This is a genomic window from Azospirillum sp. B21, from assembly GCF_008364825.1.
Taxonomy (GTDB): Bacteria; Pseudomonadota; Alphaproteobacteria; order Azospirillales; family Azospirillaceae; genus Azospirillum.
The window spans coordinates 21,047-42,237 of the sequence record NZ_VTTO01000017.1 but is presented as its reverse complement, the minus strand read 5'-3'; the positions used below and the strand labels follow the sequence as shown (position 1 = coordinate 42,237).

The window sequence follows — 21,191 nt, the reverse complement described above, 5'->3', positions numbered from 1 at the left end:
TGAAGATCCCGGCCAGGTGAGGGGGAAAGCCCTTCTCCTGGCCGCTTTGCGTGCTGCTCCTGGAGGAGTCCATGAAACTGCGGCGTCTCGGCCCGACCACTCTGCTTGCCACGCTGTCATTGGCAGCGGTGGCCGCGGCCGACCCCTCGATCAGTATCACGGTGGGCGGCCAGCCGGCCGGCAGCCAAGTCAATATCCAGAGCCTCAATGATCTGCAGGTGCTGGTGACCACGCCCGATGGCGCCACCGCGAGCACCAGTATCGATCTCCAGGGCGGCACCCAAGGGCAGGTTCCAATCGATCAGAGGGCGGCTCCGGTCAGCCTCTCAGCGCCGATCGCTGCGTCGATCAGCAGCGGCGCTAGCAATTTCGCGATCACGCGTGACACCTGCACCGGAACAGCCCTCGGCAGCGCATCAGGGCAGAACAGCAATTGCATCATTGAGGTGACGCCCAAGGCGAATACGTTCGGCCCGCTGGGCGGCAGCCTGAGGCTCTCGGTAGGCGAATTTCAAAAGGAGGTGCCGCTAAGCGGCAATGCACACGATTTCGATCCGGCAAAGCTGACGATCGCCGCCGCCAGCGGCAACCCGTCGCTGATGAGTGTAGCCGGGCCCGGCCGTCCTGCCTACTCGGCGCCCATCATTTTGCGCGTGACGAACGCCAGTCGCGAAAAGCCATCTGATCCGGTCGGCATCGTTCTGGGAGGGAATAACACTGCCAGCTTCGAGGTGACGTCGGACGCCTGCACCGGCAAGGCACTGGCGCCCCTGGCAAGCTGTGACGTGAACGTCAGAGCGCTGGCCAGCCAGCCAGTCGCGAGCTTCTCGGCAACCATCACAGCGGCGGCCAACAACAAACCGGCTATTACGCTGTCTGGGAGTGCGTCCGGGTGGAAGCCTGCGAGCCTGATCTTCGTCGATACCAATGGCAATGGCGTCGATGTCCAGGGACCCGGTTCTCCAGCATATGGCGCTCCTCGGGCGCTGACAGTCCAAAATTCGGGTGATTTGATTTCCGGCGCGATCAGCACCGCCTTACTGTCGACTACGAACTATGATCTTTACGGCCAGAACACTTGCAGCGGCACCCAACTCGATATCGCACAGACTTGCGTGGTGACCGTCAGGGGTAAGGCGACTGCAAACGGGTCACTCAGTTCAACATTGAGGGTGACCCAAAGCGGCGTGTCTACCGATATGCCGATCACTGGTACGGCAACAGGTTTCAATCCGGCTAAGCTGATCCTGGCCTCAGGAAGCAGCAGTGGCATCGACATAGCCAACGGCGTGTCGCCGGGCGGCTGCCGCGATTTCGGGTTCCGAAACGACGGCGATATCGCGACTGGAACGCTGGCGACTTCCATTTCATCGGGCGCAACGAACTTCAGCACGACCGGATGCACGAACACATGCTCCAACGCACTCGCAGGCGGTCAGAACTGTTCAGTAGGTGTGCGCCTGGTTGCGAGCGCAAACGGCAATTACAGCGGCAACCTGCGGGTCGCGGCTTCTCCAGGTGGGCAGATTGACGTTCCGCTCGCTGGCACCGCGAGCGGCTTCTGCGTGCCTAACAATCAGCGCACCGGGGAGAGCGCATGCTCGGCAAGCTGCGGCGGCGGGTCGAAGACGGTATACTGGTCGAACGGCTGCGGATCGACTTGGACCACTCAGGAAAGCTGCAACACCCAGTCCTGCACACCGCCGCCTAGTATTTCTTGGAATTACGATAGGTGGGGCGGTCAGTGCCGGCATATTGCCGTCAACGTAAGTCAGGGCTTCAGCGGCAGCCAGTACTTTAGCGGTTCTTGCGGGCTTGCCGGGCAGTCGTCCGGGTGGTCCGTGGGGGCTAGCTTCGACATCACGTATTGTGATGATGGCTCGCGTCGTGGATGTACCCAAACCTATGATGTCTCTGCTTGCAATGCCGGCGGATGCACGAATTCCCGTATCGACATTGATTGGGGCTATTGAGCGGCGGCCAAGCCGACCGGTGCGAGGCGCTCTGGCGTGAGCCTTGGGCGCCTCGCTGCACTTTTATCGGATTGTGGAGGGTCGACATGTTGAAGACTGGACTTGCGACCGGCCGCCGAGCCTGGCGAACTCTGGCCCTGGCGTTGGCTGGCTGGACGGCGGTAACCGGCGCGGTTCAAGGGGCGTCGCTCCAGGACCCGCAATACGGTGGCACCGCGCCACGGGTGGAGGTGGTTGGAGGGAACGCCAGCAGCTTCGACGTGACCGGCCCCGCACCCTCCGTGGGCGCGGCGGTGAATGGTCAGCCGGTGACGCTGACAATCGGTAACCGATCGGAAGGCTACAAGATTTCTGGCCCGTCACTGTTGCCATCATCCTGGGTTGGCAATTATCAGCTCAAGGTATCGACAAGAGATTCGAACGGGGCGACGGTCAACAAGGAGCTGAGTTTCACCTACAATCCCGTCCGGATCACGGTCGAGACCGCCGTTAATGGCGAGATCGCGGTGCCGGCGGTCGCCCAAGCCCTTCGCGACATCAATGGGCGCCCGGCTGTGTCGACCGCCCCGTTTCGCAACGCGTCAGGCGCGACGTTAACCGGATCGTATGAAGTCCGGGCAGCGTTGAAAGCGGGCAGCATACCGCTGATGGTAAACGGCACCCGTATCGAGCCTGGGAGCTGGCCGGTCTCGGTTGGACAGTTCAATTTCTCAAGCAGCGCCGGCCGTCTCATGCTGCCCGTGTCTGTGGTCGACACAGGAACGGAGGGTGTGGCCAGCCTCCTGCTCGTCACGTCCGCACCCGACGCGCCGGTCGTCGAGGTGACGGTGCGCAGTTGGTCCGTCGGCGTGTCCCTGAGCGCGCCGACGTGGACCGTGCGCCAAGCGATCGATGAGGCCCAGATCACTGCGTTGGTCGATCGCCGCCGCTGCACGCTCACGACCAATGTCCAGCAGGCGCGAATGGGAGCGATCTTCAGCGCGCCAATGTGCCTGTTCGAATGGACCCAGATTCCTGAAGGCATGAGCATAACCGGTTCAACCGAGGGGTCGCTTTTGCGCGGGCGGTTCTGGGACACAGGGGAGCGGCAGATCGGGTATCGTGTGAGCATCTACGACGGGGACGGCTCGCGGGTCTCGCTGGTTGAAGGAACCCGCAGCATCACCGTGGAGGATGCCTCGGATGCTCTCGGCTTCGCGCCGTCAACGCAACTGCCAAACGCGGTATATCAGGGGATCGAAACCGTCGATCTAAAGCTCGTGCAAAGCAAGGGACCAACCTGTGACCTGACCACGAACGAGTCTTCCGCCGCCTCCGCCGCGGCAGCCGGCCGGCTGTCATGCCTCCTGCGGTGGACTTCTCTGCCGGAGGGAATGCAGCAACCCTTGGGCACCGCACAAGCCTCGTTGACGGGCACTGTCAAAGGCGTCGGCTCCAACATGATCCAATACGCAGTCGACATCGTGAAGCCGGGCGGTCAGCGCATTCCTCAGGTCGTCGGAGGTGTCAACGTCCAAGCGATCGCTCCGCCGACTCCCACCTTGCGCGTGACGTCCACCGCCACGAGGGCGGGGGACTATTACACAGCCAATTCCAAGGGTGGTCTCGTCGGGAACGTGGCGATCACGGCTCCTTCGGCCGATATGACGATTACCGTTGAAGCCGATGATACCCTCGTCAGCACCGATTCTGTACGCGGGTTCGGAGCGTCCGCCAGCGATGTTGGCAACAGGCGGACGCTGAACACCTCGAAGGAAGTCCAAGCCCAAGCTGGTGATGCCGGCACGCGCAGCACGTACCGTGTTCGCGTTGCATACACCAATCTCCCCGAAGTCAACGCCACGGTGGAACTGCCTGTCCTGCTGGTACCTGGCGCAACCATCAAGCCCGTGATCGACGCTCCGGCCAAGGTATTGAGCAACGCGGTCTTCAGCGTCGGCGTCGCCATCAAGGATATCTCCAGCAGCTCGACGTCGTTCAGCACAGGTACGATGGGCCTTTGGAAGGTCCGACTCTTGAATGCCACCGGCAGCACATCGGTACCGGTGTCCGAATGGATCGATGTGCCCGAGGGGCTCGCCACGATCACGCTAAACGCCAGAGATTTTGGCGATACCGACTATCTTCGCTTCAATGCCGAGGCCATGCTCGTCAGCGATGTTGATGGAGTTCAGCGCGTTGAGGGAGCGACACGGCCATCGGTCATCACCGTCCTGCGCGCGGGGCCGATCGAGGCGACAATCTCCGTTCGCCGCACCGAAGGCGCTGTGCCCTTCGCAGCTGCGGCGGATGTCCTTCCGCTCAATAGCCGGGCACGAACCTCGATTGGAACGGTTCGGTGGTCGATGTCTTCCGACAACGGCCAGACGTGGCAACCCGTTTCCCTTCCCGCGGGATCAGGTCTTCACTTCGGGGCATCCCTGACCGCAGGCCGCTACCAGTTGAAAGCCGTGACTGTCAACGTCAACGACGGTGCGGAGTACACCACCGAGCCGGTCACACTGATTGCGGTCGACGTGCTGACCGTAGCTCTGAATGGTCCCTCGCGCCTTCTGGCTGGGGTTCCGGCCGTCCTAGCGGTCGATGTGCGGCAAAATGGAAAGGCGGTGGATCTAGCGAAAGTCGAGATGGTCTGGTCGCGGGACAATGGCGAAACATGGCAGACCCTGACGAACCCCAGTATCACGGTCACGGGCACGACGAACGAGCGCATCGATGTGAAAGTCAAAGCACGAACAAAGGATTCCCCGCCGGAATCGGTCTATGCATGGGCACAGCGCGCAATGCAGCTGAATTTCCTCGGGATGGCTGCTCCGCGCATCGCGATCAGCGGGCCATCGGCGCTTGAGGTTGGCAAGAAGGCCAAGCTGACAGCTGAGGTCGGCCTTCCGTATCGGGAAGTGACGGCACCGATCGTTGGTCATTGGGTTCTACCCGATGGCTCGACGAGCGACACCCCGACGATCGAGTGGACCGCGACTGACGCCTATCTTGCCCAAGGAACTGCGGTTTTCACGTACCAGGCTCAAATTGACGGATTCGACGACACGAAGACTTCAGCCTCCTTCCCGGTCAAGGTCTGGGAGTATGCCTGGCCTACCTTCGTATTGGACGCGGTTCTCGGGAGCCAGTACGCGCCAGCTGAAGTCTCCTTGTGGGCAAAGCCTCAGGGAGTTCGCGAGCAGATCGAGAAACTGGAGGGCCTTAAGTACGAATGGACGATGCCGGCGGAAGCGACCGTGGTGGAAATGGGTCGGTCGTCACGCGCTTCGGAAGCGGTTGATCGCGCATTGGTCAGGTTGAGCAAGGTGGGCGAATCCACATTCTCTATCCGTGTGACCGACAGCAGAGGGCATTCGACCGATTTTCAGAAGGCAATCACTCTTGCAGAGCCGCCTCCCTTCGCGCTCAGCCTCACTGTGAAGGGGAGCAACCAGTGGAACCGAGCGCCCCTGAATACCGTCCTCACGCCGACGATTACAGGCGGCCACCCACAAGACAGAGTTAAGGCGCTGCAGTACACCGTCGACGGCCAAAATGTCGAAACACGCGGATGGATCGGCTACGCAACAATGAACGCGGGTGAACACAAAGTGGGTTTGCAGGTCACGACTAACTTCGGACAGACCTTGACGGCCGAAACGACCTTCACGGTGGCGGCGAATCAGAAACCGACCTGCACGATTGTTGCACGAGAAGCTTCTGGAACGGTCGATTTGACGGCGGACTGCAAGGATAACGATGGTCGCCTCAGCTCATATCGTTGGTCGGTCAATGGGCAGTCCCTGTCGTCGCAGGGCAACCGCGTGTCGATGCGACGCCAAGCGAAAGAGCCACTGCATGTCGAGCTGGTCGGAATCGACGACAGCGGTGAGGGAAGTGAGCCGGCAGTGTGGGACGCTGCTTCCGGTACTTGAGCGGTCTTCGGGTGGCTGGTTCGTCGTACGGACCAGCCACCCGAAATGGCACTACATGGGCGCCGCGGCGCCGATCAGCACCAGCCCGCGCGGCCGGCGCGCTGCGCGTCGCCCAGCTCGGCCCGGCCGACCAGTCGCCGGCGCCAGTTCACGCCTGGTTCCGCACATCGGCGCCGCGGCGCCGATGTGCTTGTAAATTTTTGCGCATGGCGAGCATGCGCAGCGCAAACCCCTTGCGGAACCCGACAACCGCCGAATTGGTCTATCCACACCCCGTCGTAACCCGAAAAAAATGTTCGTCGCGCTCAACGGCGCGAAAAACACGGCCCGGCTAAGGTCAGCCACATTCAGTCGTGGAGGAACGGGATGCGCCGTATTGTTGCCGTGTGTGTCGGGTTGCTGGGCGCGACCGTCAGTGTCGCGTTGGCACAGGAGCAGGGAAGGGGGCCGTTAAGTCCATTCCCGACCGTGCAGGACAAACAGCAATCGGGTCGCCAGCTCCCATACAAGGGTGGCATCAAGGCGATCGAGCGTCTCACAGAGCGTTGGTCTGCCGTGGAAGCTGACGCGACTGACGGTCTGATGCTGATGTCCACCAACGGCCGCTTCGTGATGAAGGGTGAGGTGATCGACACCTGGACTGGGCGGCGCCTGAAATCTGTGAACGACATCCGGGATGCTCTCAACCACCTCGACCTAGAGCGACTGAGGCTGAAGGTCTCAGACCTCGGCCCACTGACCTTCGGGCGGGGAAGTAAGCGGGTTACCGTATGGGTTGACCCGACCGACGATACGAGCCAGGACCTGCTTCGACAGCTTCGAGCGTTGGAAGAGCGGTTCACGTTCGACCTGTTGGTGGTGCCGCTGCACGGCGGCTCCGAAGCCTTGGAACTTACCCGCGTACTGTCCTGCGCCAAGGACACCAAGGGGGCCGTAGATGCGCTGCTGCGAGGCGACATGCAGCCGGCGCTTGACGAGGATCCGCGCTGTGACCGCGGCGCTATCCAGAGGCGGTTCATCGCAACCGAATTGCTTACGGTCACCGCAGCGCCATTCTCCATCGCGCCGGATGGGCGAGTGTTGCGCGGCCTCAACTCAGACTATGCTGCGTGGCTGGAGGGGCGGTCATGAGCTTGACCGAACGGTATGCGCAGGAGCGCGCGGCCCAGCTCCTGCGCGTAATGGCTTACGATCCCGACGACCATCTCTTCCTGTGCGACGACGGCCTTGGATTCGGTTTCATCTGTCGCCCTCTCGCCGGCGGTGATGACGGTGTGATGAACAGGCTAATCGTCACGCTTAATACGAACTGGCCGGTGGACACGATCGTTCAATTTGGCCTATTCGCCTCGCAGGACATCAGTTCGACGCTGGCCCGATCCCGATACCTCCGGCGAAATCTCGACGCGAACTCGCTCCTCTGGGAGCTGATCGAGGCGCGAAGCGAATTCTTGAGGCAGGGAACCACACAGGCAATCGAACCCCGCACGGACCTATGGGTTCGGGACTTCGTTCTATTCGTGACCGTGAAGATTCCGCTAGCCGGCATGGTGCCGGACGACACCGAGTGGAAGCGCGCTCGCGAACTTCGAATCACGCTTTCGCAGGGCCTGGACAACGTTCACATGGCCCCGAAGGCGATGACCGACATCAGCTACCGGTCGCTCATGACCACCATCCTCAATCAGGATGAAGAGGCCACTTGGCGCCGCGATCCTGTGGTGGACGTCGAGCCGGATCGCATGCTGCGCGACCAGGTACTCGACCCAACCACGGATATTCGGGTTGAGGATGAAGGTCTCTGGCTGGGCAAGACCCGGGTCCGGATGCTTGGGATCAAGCGGATGCCGCAAGCCGCCTATTTCGGCCATGCCAGCCGGTATCTCGGGGATCTGGAGTCAGGGGCCCGTGGATTGCGGCAGCCGTTCCTGCTTACCGGAACGCTTCACTTCCCAGACCAACAGCAGACCAAGAGCTCCCTCGAAACGAAGCGCGCATACTCGGTCCACCAAGCCTACGGAGCCTTGCTCCGGCTTCGGCCCCAGTTGGCTGTGCGCAAGCAGGACTTCGACATCATCTTCGAGGGTTTCGAAAACGGCGAGCGTCCGGTCAGACTCTACCTCGGGCTCGCGCTATTTGCGAAATCCCAGGAAGACTCGTTGGCCGTCGTCTCGAACGCCACCTCCTATTGGGGTGAGATCGGCTTCTACCTGATGCCGGAAGCTTTCGTGAACCTACCGCTGTTCCTGACCTGCCTGCCCTTCGGAGCAGAGGTTCAGGCGATTAGCGACACCATGCGGTACAAAACGATGACGACGCGGCACGCAGCGGTGTTGCTGCCGATCTTCGGCGACTGGGGAGGGAGCGGCACGCCTGCCTTCCACCTTGTCAGTCGGCGCGGCCAACTGATGAACATGAGCCTCTATGACTCTGGCTCGAACTTCAATCTCTTCATTGCGGCGGCGTCAGGCAAGGGCAAAAGCTTTCTCGCGAACGAACTCATCGTATCGTACCTGTCGATGGGTGGACTCGTTCGGGTCATCGACGTCGGATACAGCTACCGGAAGCTCTGCGATCTGCTCGGCGGTGAATTCCTCCACTTTGGCCGAGACAGCAACATTTGTTTGAATCCCTTCCCCCTCGTGCAGGATTGGGAGGAGGAGGCGGACATGCTCGTCAGCCTCGTTGCTGCGATGGCGGCGCCAACGCGGCCACTGGACGATTACCAGGCAGCCAACCTGCGCGAAGCGATGGCCCAGCTCTGGGTCGACATGGGTCGGGAGCTTTCAATCGACGACATCGCCCATCATCTGGAAAACGATCAGGACATTCGCGTGCGGGACATCGGCGAACAGCTGTTCGCCTTTACTCGACGGGGCGAGTATGGCCGGTATTTCAACGGGCCAAACACCGTCGACCTGCGGAACCGTTTCAGCGTGCTAGAGCTTCAGGAGCTGAGTTCGCATAAGCACCTGCAGCAATGCGTTCTTCTGATGCTGATGTACTTCATGCAGCAGGAAATGTTTTTGGCCGACCGGTCGATCCCGAAGCTAAACCTCATTGACGAGAGTTGGGACCTGCTCGCCGGCGACCCCAGTGGTCACTCGGGTGGTACCTCCGCGGTGGCGGGGTTTGTGAACATCGGCTATCGCCGCGTCCGCAAGTACGGCGGGGCTATGGCGACAATCACCCAGGGCGTGGAGGACATGTACCGGTCGGAGGCAGGCCGCGCGATCGTCGACAACAGTGCCAACGTCTACATCCTCGGCCAAAAGGAGGAATCGATCCGCGGGCTGAAGAAGGAACAGCGGCTGCGCCTGAGTGACGCCGGCTACAAGCTTCTGGAATCCGTACACACGATCCCTGGCGCATACTCTGAAGTGTTCGCCTTCACCGACGCCGGCATGGGGATTGGCCGCCTCATCGTCGACCCCGTCCGCGGGCTGGTCTACTCCAGCCATCACCAGGACGTTGCTGACATCCAAGCCGCACAGGCTGAGGGCATGTCAGTCCGCCAAGCGATTGATCACGTGCTTGAGCAAAGGAAATTCAAACGTGCGTCCTGAACCCGATCCCTACAATGTCGATGGCGATCCGACCGCGAAGCCTACACCCGGTATGCCGGAGCTACGTCCTCTGGTCGCTGCCGAATTGCCGCGCAACCCGAGTGGTCAGGCGTCGCAGGATGGCAACGGGAATATTCTGCCTGCGGTGATCATCTCCGGACTGGTGTCGCTCGCCGTTTGCTGGGCTGCCCCGAGATACTTTCCCCAGTTTCAGGGTCAGCGTTCCAGCATCCCCGAGCAGCAGTTGATCGTGATCTACGACCCCGTGCGGTATGCGCAAGGCTTGCGCCAAGGGCTGTCCAAGGAGGAGATCGATCGGCGTCTCGCGCTGGCCAAAGACAGTCTGGTTAAGCTGAGAAGCGCTGGCGCGCTCGTGCTGAGTGGCGAAAGCGTTGTCGCGGCGCCGGAGGATATGTACTTACGCAATCACGAGCTGGACGGTCTCCCGGCCAGTGGTGGGCAGTAGCATGTCCAGGGCCTGGAGGTTCTGGCTAAAGCCGCCTGGCAGTCGTCGCGAGCCATGGAAGCGGTTCGTTCCGAAAGCTGTCATGGCTGCTGCCATGGTGACCCTGCCGTTCATCTACGTGCAGGATCGCTTCATGATCGGCATCAATCCGCAGATCAGCAGCTGTCTGAATGTGCGTGTGTTGCTGGTCGACCGGTACGATCGCACCCTCGAGCGCGGAGCCGTGTTCGCCTACCTCGCGAAGGGGCTGGAGCCGGCCTTCGCCGACGGCACGCTGATGGGCAAGGTACTCGATGGTTTGCCCGGGGACCGGTACTCGGTATCGGCGGAAGGAGTGGACGTAAACGGGGTCCACGTCGTCGACGGGCTGCCTCTGGCCGCTCGCCTCAAGCGCGATCCTGAAGCCTTTTTCCGGACTGGCACCATTCCAGCCGGCCGCATCCTCATGCTCGGCCGTACGGAGGAAAGCTTCGACGGCCGGTACTTTGGCCTGATCGACGCTGGTCAGATCGTCGGCCGGGCTTATCCCATCCTGTGAACAAGGAACATTTCATGTCGGCAATCACTGGTAATGGCAGCGAGAAGATCGCCCATTTAGGCTTCGTGCAGAGTGTCATTCGCTCGCACGAAGCGCCTGCACTCATGGCAAAGGCCGCGGCAATCGTGGTGGTGCTCTTCGTCTATGCCGCCTACCTGTTCGCCCCGCCAAGTGGCACGGTGCGCCTGAGTCTGCTGGCGCTCATCGGCGCCTTTCTGGTCTTCGTACTCTGGCTCGTGGATGGCCACTACAATTCAATCCGAGCATCATACGTCGCACTCTACGACGAGGTGCGCCGGGCCGAGAATACGGACTTCAGCCTCGACGCCAGTCGGTTCAAGACCACCGATCAGACGAGCAAGCTGCTGATCAGCCAGCCGGCGCTGCTCTACATCGGCAGCATCGTGGCGATAGCCGCCCTGTCGCTTACGGCCTGAATCATGCGGTGGTGGACAACGGCCTTTGCTGCCGCGCTGACTGTAACCGCAGGCACTGCATTAGCTGATCCCGCGCTTGAGGAACTGCTGAGCCGTGCGCGCCGTATCCAGGACGAAGCTGCGCGGGGAGGGGTGCCGGATTGGATTAGGGCCCTGCCAACCGTACCCTTGAGCCGCATCCAGGACCTGTCCGATCAGGCTGACAAGATCGGTAATCAGGCAGTGGGCCTGCAGCCGAACGGCAAACCGCTGTCCTCAACGTCGATGGATCGGCGTGTGGAGTTGCTGGTCAGCTTCGCACTGGGCGATGCGGCCTTGCGCGATATCCTGCGGGACATCGCCGGTCGGCAGGATGTTGTGGCGGTTTTCCGCGGATTCGACTCGAGCCAGGGGTTTGCTGGTCTTCTCAAGAAGATCAAAACTCTGCTTGAAGGGATGGATCCCGTACCGAACGTCGTCATCGATCCAGAGCCCTTCCGCCGTCTTGATGCGACCACCGCGCCAGAAGCGGTGGTAGTGGAGGGAGACCAGGTGCTTGCCCACGCGCGAGGCACCGTCGCGATCGACACGCTGCTGGCCGACGTCGCGAAGGGGCGCCGCGGCGATCTCGGTGTATGGGGGCCGACGGTCGCAGTGACTGAGCCGGATTTGGTGGAGGTGATCACGCAGCGGGTCCAGTCGATGGATATGACCGCCATGCGTGATAGGGCTGTCCAGCGATTCTGGAAGCAGGCTCGCTTCTTCGAGCTGGCTGCGGCGCCAGCGAACCGGGTCCGCGAGATCGACCCGTCAAGGGTGCTGCAGCAGGATATCCTCACGCCGGACGGCAAAGTGGTCGCCCACGCGGGCCAGCGGTTGAACCCGCTAGAGAAGCTCCCTTGGCATTTCAGCCTGGTGGTGTTTGACGGCCGCAGTCCCGAGCAAATCGACCAGGTACGGAAGGTGCTGGCCGGGAGCCCCGGCAGGCAGTGGACGCTGATCACCACCGCAGTCGAGAGGGATGATGGCTTCAAGGATTTGGTCCGCATCCAGGACCAGCTGAACAGCCGGGTGTACCTCCTGCAGCCGGGCATGGTCGAGAACCTTGGGTTGGAGTTTGTGCCCGCGGTTGTCGAAGCCGTGAACGGCAAGCTGCGGGTCACCGAGTTCGCGACGCGACAATGACAGGGATCACCATGCTTAGAGGCTCTGTGCTCGCCCTCGCATTTCTGGCTGGGATTGTTGCCGCGGGTTCGCCGGCGGTGGCTGACACACCCGGCTGTCCCGATGCCAACCTGCTGAGTGGGAAGCTCGTCACCGATATCTGCTGGCGCTGCCTGTTTCCAATCCGGGTGGCAGGGATCAATATTGCTGGGGGGATTGCTGATATTCCGGAAAAGGCAAACCGCTCTTCGGTCTGCAGCTGTCAGGATCCGCTCGGAATTCCACAGCCGGGGATCACCTTTGGCATGTGGGAGCCTGCCCGGCTTATCGAAACTGTGCGGATGCCCGGTTGCTTGGCCACCCTCGGTACAAACGTTCTTTCGAACCTAGCAGACCGCCGTCAGATGGGCACGACCGGACATGGGGGGAACCAGAAGGGAGATCGCGGCTTCTACCATGTGCATACCTACGCCTTTCCGCTGCTATTCATCATGGATCTGTTCTTTCCCCAGAACTGCGTCGCGGACGGCTATTTCGACTTCGATATCATGTTCATGACCGAGTTCGATCCAACCTGGGATAATGACGTTCTCTCCTTCTTTCAGACATGGGAAGCTGCTGCGGTGGCAAACCCGCTGGCGCTCGCTGCGTGCGCTGCGGATTCGACTGCCGCCGCGATCCGACGGCCGGTGGATAGCCTGTTCTGGTGTGCTGGTTCTTGGGGCGCGCTTTACCCGTTTGTTGGGACGTTCAGCGCACATGGCGGGATGCCCGAGAACAGCAGCTTGCTGGCTGCTAGGTCGATCGCTGCTGGCCATCGTCGCGCGCTGTCCTGGCGCACTATGGGCACTGACGTCCTGTGCAAAGCAAAGATTGATCCGATCATAACTAAGTCACAGTACAAAATGAGCATGGTGTTTCCTTTGCCGGAAGCCAATGACGCTCATGTGCTCGGAGAAACGACGTTTCGATGGGGAGAACACAGAACAATTCCGGCGGTAGGGGAGGACTCGATTTACCTCCTCTACCGATGGAACGACTGTTGCTTCCGGTGAAGCAGGTTCTGACCGAAACGACAAAAGTGTCAAGCAAAGCGATGGGTGGCTGCACCGTGTAGCCGCCCCTCGGCTTGCGGACGAGGTGTGCTGACTGCCGCGTGATAGGGCGAAAAACCGATGACAAGAAACAAGATGTTGGTTGTCCTCCAGCGTGCTGGGCGTGCAGTGGTTTCAGCAGCTGTGGTGAGTGCCATGCTGTTGGCACAGCTCGAGAGCGTCGCGCATGCCGATGACATGATCAACGCCGGCCGTCGCGGACAGTCCTTCGCAACTGGAACGAGCCCTACTGGTCTGCTCGGAACAACCGATGACGCCGGCAACATCACGCTTTTTCCCGACAGCCAAGGCGCAAAGACGTACACGCCATCTCAATTGTTCGGTGACTACAACCAAGTAAACCGGTCATCCCTCGAGGGAGCGTGGAATTCAGACGGAGCGCTCAACCAACTGGGACAGGGTGCGCAAAATCGCCTGAGCACCGAAGACAGCAGTCCGGGAGCCGCCTATAGAACCCTGACAGGCGCTCAGCCAAACCTGCGCAATGGGCTTCCCAGAACAGACCCGATCTTCGGTGGCATCGACCACAATCTTAGTAATCCAAACCTCATGCGGAGTTTTGCCGACTGTTCGACAAGCACCCAGTTTCAGCTTGACCAAATCACGACACATTCGCCTGATATTCGGACCTGCGACCGGCCAGCGTCGTTCTCTGGGCAATGCACACTGTATCGCCAGCTCGTGGGAGGGATTCTCCGGCATACCGGAGGGCCGCTCGGTGTCGCATCCTGCGGTCCTGGCTGCATGCAGGTCTTCGTCGGCGAAATCGGCGATAATTATCGGCGAGCGACCTGCGGCATCTTCGAAACAGACACCACGGTGGATGTCATCTCCCCGGATGCTGTTCTCTCAGCAACCGTCGAGTATGTGAAGTATGACGACTACATGCTCTTCTCGATCAACGGCACCCCCTCCTGGGCGGGCCCGTACGGTGGCGACCGCCTGTCGGTGGAGGGCGGACGGGTGAGATACTCCGCTGCTGCGACCGGCGTGTGCGAGCTTTCCACGGAATGGGAGGCCACGCCGAATACCGATGTCACAAGTTGGTTCAAGAGCCGCCAATCGCTGCGGCTCAATATCAAGAACGCCGTCGGTGTGGCTGGTGAGGCCTATCTGCGTTTACGGATTCAATATGATCCGAACCTGATCGTACAGGAAGATGGCTGGGCGCCGCGCGAGTGCCTGACCAACGTCAACGCTGTTCGGGAGCTGCAATGTCCGGCGACCTATACCTGCAAGCAAATGCCGGCGCTGGATGCGCAAGGTTGCGCGATCGTGAATGGGGTCCCTTTGTGCGAAAGCATGTTCCCGGGCCAGCCGTTCCCTGGCATTTCGCCATTGTGCCAACAGGTCGACTTCAGCGCACAATGCGAGCCCAATGTCGGCCAGATGGAGCCGTGGACCGACACGTCAGGAAACGTCCATAATCCCTGGAACGAGGGCGGCACCGATACCTGCCAACCCTACACGACAAACCCAGCCTGTTCGCGCATCGAGACGCGATGCGTTGAAAACGCGACGCTCCCGTCAGGTGCCTGCACCGTTCGGGAAGAAGTCTACGACTGCGGCTCCAGCGCAACGTTGCCAACTGTTCGACAGGAAACGTCTTATCAGTGCGCGGGACCGATCCGCTGCTTAGGCACGGAATGCGTCACTCAGACCCGCGAGCAGAGCACAGACTTCGGCCGCGCCGCTGCCGCGCTTCATGCAGCCCAGTTCATGTCGGGAGACCTCGACTGCGGCACCGACGGTACACAAAGTGATGGCTCCGGCTGCATCGTCTTCAAGGGCAAGCCTTTGGAGTGCAAGCGCGCGGTAGGCGGCATTCAGAACTGCTGCCAGGATAACGCGCCTGGTGTGTCCGTCGGTCAATACATCAACATGATCTTCGCTGTGGGCCAGCTCGACACGGCTATCATGTCAATGGAGAGTACCAGCGCCATCCGGGGCTCATGGGAGGTGTTAAGAGAGCCGTTCGCGACCGCCTGGGACAACGTCCAGCAACCCCTCACTTCAGCTTGGAACAGCATTTGGGGCGGGACACAGGCGGAAGCCTCGGACGTGGCGGCAAATGGTCTGTTCGCGACAGTCCAGCAAACCCTGATGCAGAATGCGGCGCAGTGGACAGCTGATATCTTCGGCCAGGAGGCCGCCAACCAGATGTTCCAGGCTGTTGTGCGCGACGCCAGCGGAGAGATCGTCAGCGCCGGCGCCGCTATCCTGCCGGACGGGGCGGTGGCAGAGGGAACGATCGAGTTCGCAGGGTTAATGGCGGAGGCCGCCAGCGTATTGAGCTTCATCGGCACCGTCTACATGATCTATCAGATCACCATGATGTTGATCCAGATCATCTGGGCTTGTGAGCAAGCTGAATTCGAATTCATGGTGCAACGAAAGCTCAAGAACTGTCACTACATTGGATCGTATTGCAAGACAAAGGTGCTCGGCGTCTGCATCGAACGACGGGAAGCTGGGTGCTGTTTCACCAGCCCGCTCAGCCGCATCATTCAAGAGCAGGTTCGTCCACAGCTCGGGAAGACCTGGGGCACGGCACAGCAGCCGACGTGCGAAGGTCTGCGAGTTGACGAGATCGGAAAGATCGATTGGAGCATGGTGAATCTCGACGAGTGGCTCCAATTGCTTGCGGAATCTGGTCGGTATCCCACCAACGCGACCTTGAATGCCGACAGTCTGACCGGCAGCGGTAACCCGCTAGCATTGCCGGGCCGCGAGGACGCTGCCAGCCGCGCTACCAAACGCCTCCAGGGGCTCGACGTTACAGGGATCCGCTCGCAAGCCGAGCAGGAGATGCTTGATCGACAGCCTCACTGATCCGGTAAAGGCTGACTGGCGCTCGCCACGAACTCCACTGCCGCGGCCGGCCGGCCGTACCGGCGGCGATCCAGCTGCTGGTCAGCACCGATAACGTGTTGGCCGCGCTGGTTCCGGCGTGCGCCTCGATCGCCACCACCGCGGCGGCCGAACAGCCGGGTCGGCGATGATCCTGCTGCCCGTCGGCGCCGGCGGCGGCGCGCTGGCCGGCTTGGTGCTGGCGCCCGTGCCCAGTTGCACCACCGCGGCGGCCGGCCGGCCGGGCCGGGGGTGATCCTTCGGCCGGTCGGCGCTGACGGCGCGCTGGCCGAGCTGCTGCTGGCGGCCGTGCCCAGCCGCACCACAGCGGCGCCCGACCGGCCGGGCCGGTGGTGATCCTGCTGCTGGTCGGCGCCGGCGGCGTGCTGGCCAGCCTGGTGCCGGTGCGCGTGTCCAGCTGCACCACCGCGGCAGCCGACCAGCCGGCCAGCCCCGATCCTGCAGCTGATCGGCGCCGGGGGCATGCTGACCGGCCTGGTGCTGACGCGCATCTCGACCTCCACCACCGCGGCGGCCGACCGGCCGAGCGGCGATGATCCTTCAGCCGGTCGGCGCCGCCGGCGTGCTGGCGGTGCCGCCGGTCAGCCTGGTGCCGGTGCGTGTGTCCATCTGCACCACCGCCGCGGTCGGCCGGTTGGATCAGCAACGACGCCGATCTTCCGCGCTTCACAGGTTGGAGCTTTAGCCGTTTGAGCGGCACCAACGGTGACAAGAAGGCGAAGGCCTAGCTCAGCACGGGCATGGCGGGGGGCGTCACCACAGTCTAAACTGGAAGCTGCCTCAAAGCGGCAACCGGCAATCAGAGGGCGCCGCGAAGCGGTAAGGTTCGCGATGTTGGAGAGCTATGGAATGAAACGGGTCAAGGGAGCCGTGCTGATCGCTTGCCTGCTGGCGGGCTGCACAACGACACAACGGGGGCCCACATCGGGGGAAATGGCAACGCAAAGCGTTGGGCCAAAATCCGCGGCTTTACAGGTCGCTGAGGCGGGTGGTATCGGCGGCCTTCAGGATATACCGTCGGAGGTCTTCCATCGCAGCAAAGTCGAGGCGGCTCAACAGAATAGACCGCAAGCGGCGATCTTGAACGGGATTAGCGGCCCGGGGATGGCAATCGGTGGCTATATCACGCCGCCGCCCGGCTTTACACCTGGGGCGGCCTTGGGACTCGGTCTTCTCTCGTGGCTCAGCAGCCCTCCTGTACCACCACCTGCTCGGTTCACGACCCGCGTTCTAGTTTGGATTCCTGCGGAGATGGCAGGATCGGCAGATCAAGCTCAAGCATGGGCCGACCAGGAATTTCGGACAGCGGTGCTGAGAGCTATGCACTTAACTGACCTCGTCGAAAAAGAGGGAGTGTTCCGTCCGCTCTTGGCGTCTGAGACACGGTTTAGGGTCTTGGCAAAACCGGATTGCCCGCCAGTGACCGAGGGGCGGCGCGACGCCTATGATGCCGCCTGCAGCGGTACGCTCGTGACGAAGCTCCTCAATGCCGACATTGATCTGCTCCGGACCAGCAGCTCGCCACCGGCTGTGCTTGGGCTGCCCCAATCTGCACGCGGCCCGTTGCTGGTCCTCCCGCAGACCAGCGGCCTATTTCGAGAGTGGCTGAAGAAGCGAGATAACCTGCGACAACTCGCCAAGGAGCTGCCACCGTCGTTCGCCATTTACCTGCCGCCGATTCAAAACGATTTGCCGGTGGTCCTGCATGGACAGGACTCATGGCTCTTTGTCGCTCCAGAGAACAATACAGCCACGCTGTGACGGCAGAGCCCTGACAACTCGACGGCCTCGGTCATGCTCTTGATTGGCCGGGCCGTCGGAGTGCGGGATTAGTTCCCGGCCATGATGATCTTGATGGGACCGGTAACGCGCCGCTGGTGCGCTCGTCGCTCATAGAGCACGTCACGCCGACCAGAATGAACCAAAGGCCAAGGAAACAGTGATCGGGAACGGACATTAATAATACTGAAAACATCAGGGCACGACTGCCAACAGGCGGCTGAATGATCTTGCTAGAATCACCATAATATTGATCTTCGCGTTGTTTTTTACTTGAATGGTGGGGAGAAGGCGAACTATAACGCCGATGTCGATCATTCCTCATCAACCCCACCAATAGAGGACACCATGATCCGCGTCATTTCATTGAAGAACCTGCGCCGCTCTGACCGCAATGTTCGCATTACAAAAATTGAAACGGACATCGGAAGCTTGGCTGCTGATATCCTCGCTCGCGGGCTTCTTCAAAACCTTGTTGTTATTCCGGCGCGAGGCGACCGGGCAAAGTATGACGTAATTGGCGGAGGCCGGCGTCTTGCAGCTCTAAATTTGTTGGCTTCGCAAGGCCATATCGATGGCGAGTTTCCGGTCCCGTGCGTTGTACGCGATGCTGCTGAAGCTGAAGAGTGCAGCCTTGCAGAAAATGTCCAGCGGGTCGAAATGCACCCTGCTGATGCATTTCAGGCGTTCGCCGCTTTGGTCGCCCAAGGCAAGAGCGTGGAAGATATCGCCAAACGCTTTGGACTGCCGCAGCGAGTCGTCAATCAGCGACTGAAACTTGGGCGTCTCTCGCCGCGCCTCTTGGAAGAATACCGAAATGGAAAGATCACCCTCGAGCATTGCGAAGCCTTCACTCTGACCGACGACCACGGCATGCAGGAAAGCGTGTACGACGCTCTGTCAAGGTCCTACAGCCTCTATCCGCATCATATACGGCAACATCTGACGACGGAGAGGGTGCCAGTGAGCAGCAAGCTCGGCATGTTCGTCCTGGATGCTTACACGAAGGCAGGGCACCCCCTGACCACAGACCTTTTCGCCGAAGACGGCAGATACCTCGACGACCGGCAAGCGGTGATAAGCATAGCCGAAGGGAGGCTACAAGCCGAATGCGAGCGTCTGGTGCAGGAAGAAGGATGGGCCTGGGCGACGCCTCTATTGGAATACGACTACGCTGCCATAGCGGCAACCCGCCGGGTGGTGCCCGATACGGTTCCGGAATTGACCGACGAACAGGAGGCGCGCCGTCTCGCCTTGGTGATCGAGCATAATACGATCCTGAGCCAGTACAGGCCCGATTTGACAGCGGGCCGTCCTGGTGGTGGACCAGCACTCCCCTTCCTAGACGGGGACACCGGCGATTCAACTACTGATGATGCGGACAGCGGGGCGGAATGGGAAGACCACTGCCCCGTCTGCGATGTCCCTCTGTCGAGCGACGCCGATAGTCGGTTTCACCCGTACTGCTCCGCCGAATGCCACGCTGATGCTGGAGATGAGTTTGTGGACAGCGATGATGACCAGAGCACCATCGCTCCGGTGCAGAGCCAAGAGATCCCGCAAGCTGATCTCGACAGGATGTCAGCCTTGAAGCGAGAAATTTCCGAAATCGATCTTCTCACCGAGCCTGTGCATAGCGCCTCCTTGAAGGCGCGAAGTGGCTGCTGGGTGCTGATCGGTGCCGACGGGAACCTAGATGTGCGCGCGGGTTACGCCCGCGACAGGGAGGTCACCGCTGGCCAAGACGCCAGCACTGGCGTGCCCGCTTCGGCTAGACACGGGCAAACAGGTGAGAAGCGGTTCTACAGCGCGGCGTTGGCACGCGACCTCGCGGCTCACCGCACCCAAGCGTTCCAAATTGCGCTTGCTGGCTGCCCCAGTCACGCCCTGACGTATCTGCTCTACACTCTGTGGGCCAAATTGGATCCCTCCTGCTGCGCCCGCTCGGCGTCAACAATCAGCGGCCACCCGGCACTGGTATCGCACTCGATCACGCCGATGAACAACACCGCTGCCGCTCTGGCGCTCGCCGCCATCCGGAAGCGGCTGTCAGCCCAACTGGCGCAAGGGGAGATGCAAAGCGACTTGGACCTTTATCTCGCAATCCATCGTCTGTCCGAACAGGACCGTGGCGAATTGCTTGCCTATCTTGTCGCTCTCACTGTGGCAGTGGATCTTCGTGAGCATGGTAGCGGTCACGACGAGGTGGTCGAGTACATCGGGGGCGTGACCGGAGCTGACCCAGCACAATGGTGGCGTCCGACAGCGGCCGATTTCTTCGGACGAGTTTCTAAGGATTATATCATGTCCAATATTCAGGTCCTGGGACGCGGTGCGACCCTCCTGGCGGGGAAAAAGAAGGCTCAAATGATGCCACTCTTGGACAAGTGGTTTGCCAGCCCAGAAGATATTAGGCAGGCTGACTTCGGACCTGCGGCCAATTCGAACACACCGCTTCCTCCTGAAGTCGTCTCTTCCATTAAATGCTGGTTGCCCGTTGGTATGTCCTTCACATGCGATAACGTTGTGGAGAATGTTACACCCGATCAGCGGTCAACCGCAGCCTAGTTGCTAACGGGCGCGCGCGCCGTGGGGTGTGCGCGCCCATTCGGGAACATTCTGCGCGAGCCTGTCGCGGCTGCTTCTTCCACAAGGTAAGCGTGACGAACGCCATCACCTTTCGGATTGCATAGCACTGGCAGTTGTGCATCTGCTGAACCTCCCAGATTCGCACAGGCGGATACGGGAGCGTGCGGGAAGCCCTGCACGAAAAAACCTTGGCATCAACCCGTAACAGATGAAATGGTTGGCGACGATGAAGTTTGTAACGCGCGAGAAAGTTGAGAAGCTCATTGCTCTGGGAGAAGTGCATGCATCAGGCACACTAAAAGCATGGCAGGGGAAGTTTCCTGGAAGCGTAGCGAACCTGAATGACGGCACGGACCTGAAAACGGTAGAGGAAATCGGTAAAGTACCAAGCTGGTACGACCTTCTTGAAGCTGTTGCGATGCTAAAGCCTCCCGCCCAATCTGAATTGCACGCGCTGCTTTGCCTTGGCATCGGATGGTCCCAAACGTGGGCAGATGCAATGGCGCGGGTTCAACGTCAAGAAAACCAGCTGAGCACCATGGAACTTGCTGGCTTCTCCAGCTTCGGGCAGCGCCTCAAAGCAGGTCTGGCAAAGTTCGACGAGGAGACGGCGGCTCGCGCCTGACCGGTCGAGCTGCAGCCCGCCGGCGGCGCGGCGCCGATCAGCACCAACCCGGCCACCGGCCGGTCGGCACCGCCCCGGCGGGCGATCCTGCTGCTGGTCGAGCTGCAGCCCGCCGGCGGCGCGGCGCCGATCAGCACCAACCCGGCCACCGGCCGGTCGGCACCGCCCCGGC

The 21,191-nt window shown here is 61.1% G+C and carries 16 protein-coding genes; all 16 read left to right on the top strand.

Annotated elements, in window-relative coordinates; genetic code table 11:
• Window positions 1–71: 71 nt before the first annotated feature.
• The 16 genes from FZ983_RS27250 (at window position 72) to FZ983_RS27185 (ending at window position 21,019) form a co-directional block, all read left to right on the top strand.
• On the top strand, window positions 72–1,973 hold the full coding sequence (locus FZ983_RS27250; protein WP_149227315.1) for a hypothetical protein: 1,902 nt from the start codon (window positions 72–74) through the stop codon (window positions 1,971–1,973).
• An 86-nt stretch (window positions 1,974–2,059) separates the two neighbouring features.
• The gene (locus tag FZ983_RS27245; RefSeq protein WP_149227313.1) at window positions 2,060–5,890 is read left to right on the top strand and encodes a hypothetical protein; all 3,831 of its coding nucleotides are present in this window, start codon (window positions 2,060–2,062) and stop codon (window positions 5,888–5,890) included.
• A gap of 366 nt (window positions 5,891–6,256) precedes the next feature.
• Window positions 6,257–7,021 carry a DsbC family protein gene (locus FZ983_RS27240; RefSeq protein WP_149227311.1) on the top strand — a complete coding sequence of 255 codons (765 nt, stop codon included), beginning with the start codon at window positions 6,257–6,259 and terminating at the stop codon, window positions 7,019–7,021.
• Window positions 7,018–9,456, top strand: coding sequence for a type IV secretion system protein TraC (traC, locus tag FZ983_RS27235; protein ID WP_149227309.1), 2,439 nt, complete (start codon window positions 7,018–7,020; stop codon window positions 9,454–9,456). The genes FZ983_RS27240 and traC overlap by 4 nt, the downstream gene beginning before the upstream one ends.
• Window positions 9,446–9,922, top strand: a complete 477-nt coding sequence (locus FZ983_RS27230; RefSeq protein WP_149227307.1) for a hypothetical protein — start codon at window positions 9,446–9,448, stop codon at window positions 9,920–9,922. The genes traC and FZ983_RS27230 overlap by 11 nt, the downstream gene beginning before the upstream one ends.
• 1 nt (window position 9,923) lies before the next feature.
• Window positions 9,924–10,460: a S26 family signal peptidase gene (locus tag FZ983_RS27225; protein WP_149227305.1), complete on the top strand. Its 537-nt coding sequence runs from the start codon at window positions 9,924–9,926 to the stop codon at window positions 10,458–10,460.
• A 14-nt stretch (window positions 10,461–10,474) separates the two neighbouring features.
• The gene (locus FZ983_RS27220; RefSeq protein WP_149227303.1) at window positions 10,475–10,897 is read left to right on the top strand and encodes a hypothetical protein; all 423 of its coding nucleotides are present in this window, start codon (window positions 10,475–10,477) and stop codon (window positions 10,895–10,897) included.
• A 168-nt stretch (window positions 10,898–11,065) separates the two neighbouring features.
• Window positions 11,066–12,061, top strand: a complete 996-nt coding sequence (locus FZ983_RS27215) for a TrbC family F-type conjugative pilus assembly protein (RefSeq protein ID WP_188092543.1) — start codon at window positions 11,066–11,068, stop codon at window positions 12,059–12,061.
• An 11-nt stretch (window positions 12,062–12,072) separates the two neighbouring features.
• On the top strand, window positions 12,073–13,095 hold the full coding sequence (locus FZ983_RS27210; RefSeq protein WP_149227491.1) for a TraU family protein: 1,023 nt from the start codon (window positions 12,073–12,075) through the stop codon (window positions 13,093–13,095).
• Window positions 13,096–13,290: 195 nt separating this feature from the next.
• A complete protein-coding gene (gene traN, locus FZ983_RS27205) occupies window positions 13,291–15,987 on the top strand; it encodes a conjugal transfer mating pair stabilization protein TraN (RefSeq protein WP_188092542.1) in 2,697 nt (898 codons plus the stop codon).
• 118 nt (window positions 15,988–16,105) lie between these two features.
• Window positions 16,106–16,261, top strand: coding sequence for a hypothetical protein (locus tag FZ983_RS34370; protein WP_188092541.1), 156 nt, complete (start codon window positions 16,106–16,108; stop codon window positions 16,259–16,261).
• Between the two features lie 97 nt (window positions 16,262–16,358).
• Window positions 16,359–16,562, top strand: coding sequence for a hypothetical protein (locus FZ983_RS27200; RefSeq protein WP_149227297.1), 204 nt, complete (start codon window positions 16,359–16,361; stop codon window positions 16,560–16,562).
• Window positions 16,559–16,711: a hypothetical protein gene (locus FZ983_RS34365; RefSeq protein WP_188092540.1), complete on the top strand. Its 153-nt coding sequence runs from the start codon at window positions 16,559–16,561 to the stop codon at window positions 16,709–16,711. The genes FZ983_RS27200 and FZ983_RS34365 overlap by 4 nt, the downstream gene beginning before the upstream one ends.
• Before the next feature lie 734 nt (window positions 16,712–17,445).
• Window positions 17,446–17,787, top strand: a complete 342-nt coding sequence (locus tag FZ983_RS34360) for a hypothetical protein (protein WP_188092539.1) — start codon at window positions 17,446–17,448, stop codon at window positions 17,785–17,787.
• 366 nt (window positions 17,788–18,153) lie between these two features.
• Window positions 18,154–20,373, top strand: coding sequence for a ParB/RepB/Spo0J family partition protein (locus tag FZ983_RS27190; RefSeq protein ID WP_149227293.1), 2,220 nt, complete (start codon window positions 18,154–18,156; stop codon window positions 20,371–20,373).
• Between the two features lie 238 nt (window positions 20,374–20,611).
• Window positions 20,612–21,019 carry a DUF3775 domain-containing protein gene (locus FZ983_RS27185; protein ID WP_188092538.1) on the top strand — a complete coding sequence of 136 codons (408 nt, stop codon included), beginning with the start codon at window positions 20,612–20,614 and terminating at the stop codon, window positions 21,017–21,019.
• Window positions 21,020–21,191: the final 172 nt, after the last annotated feature.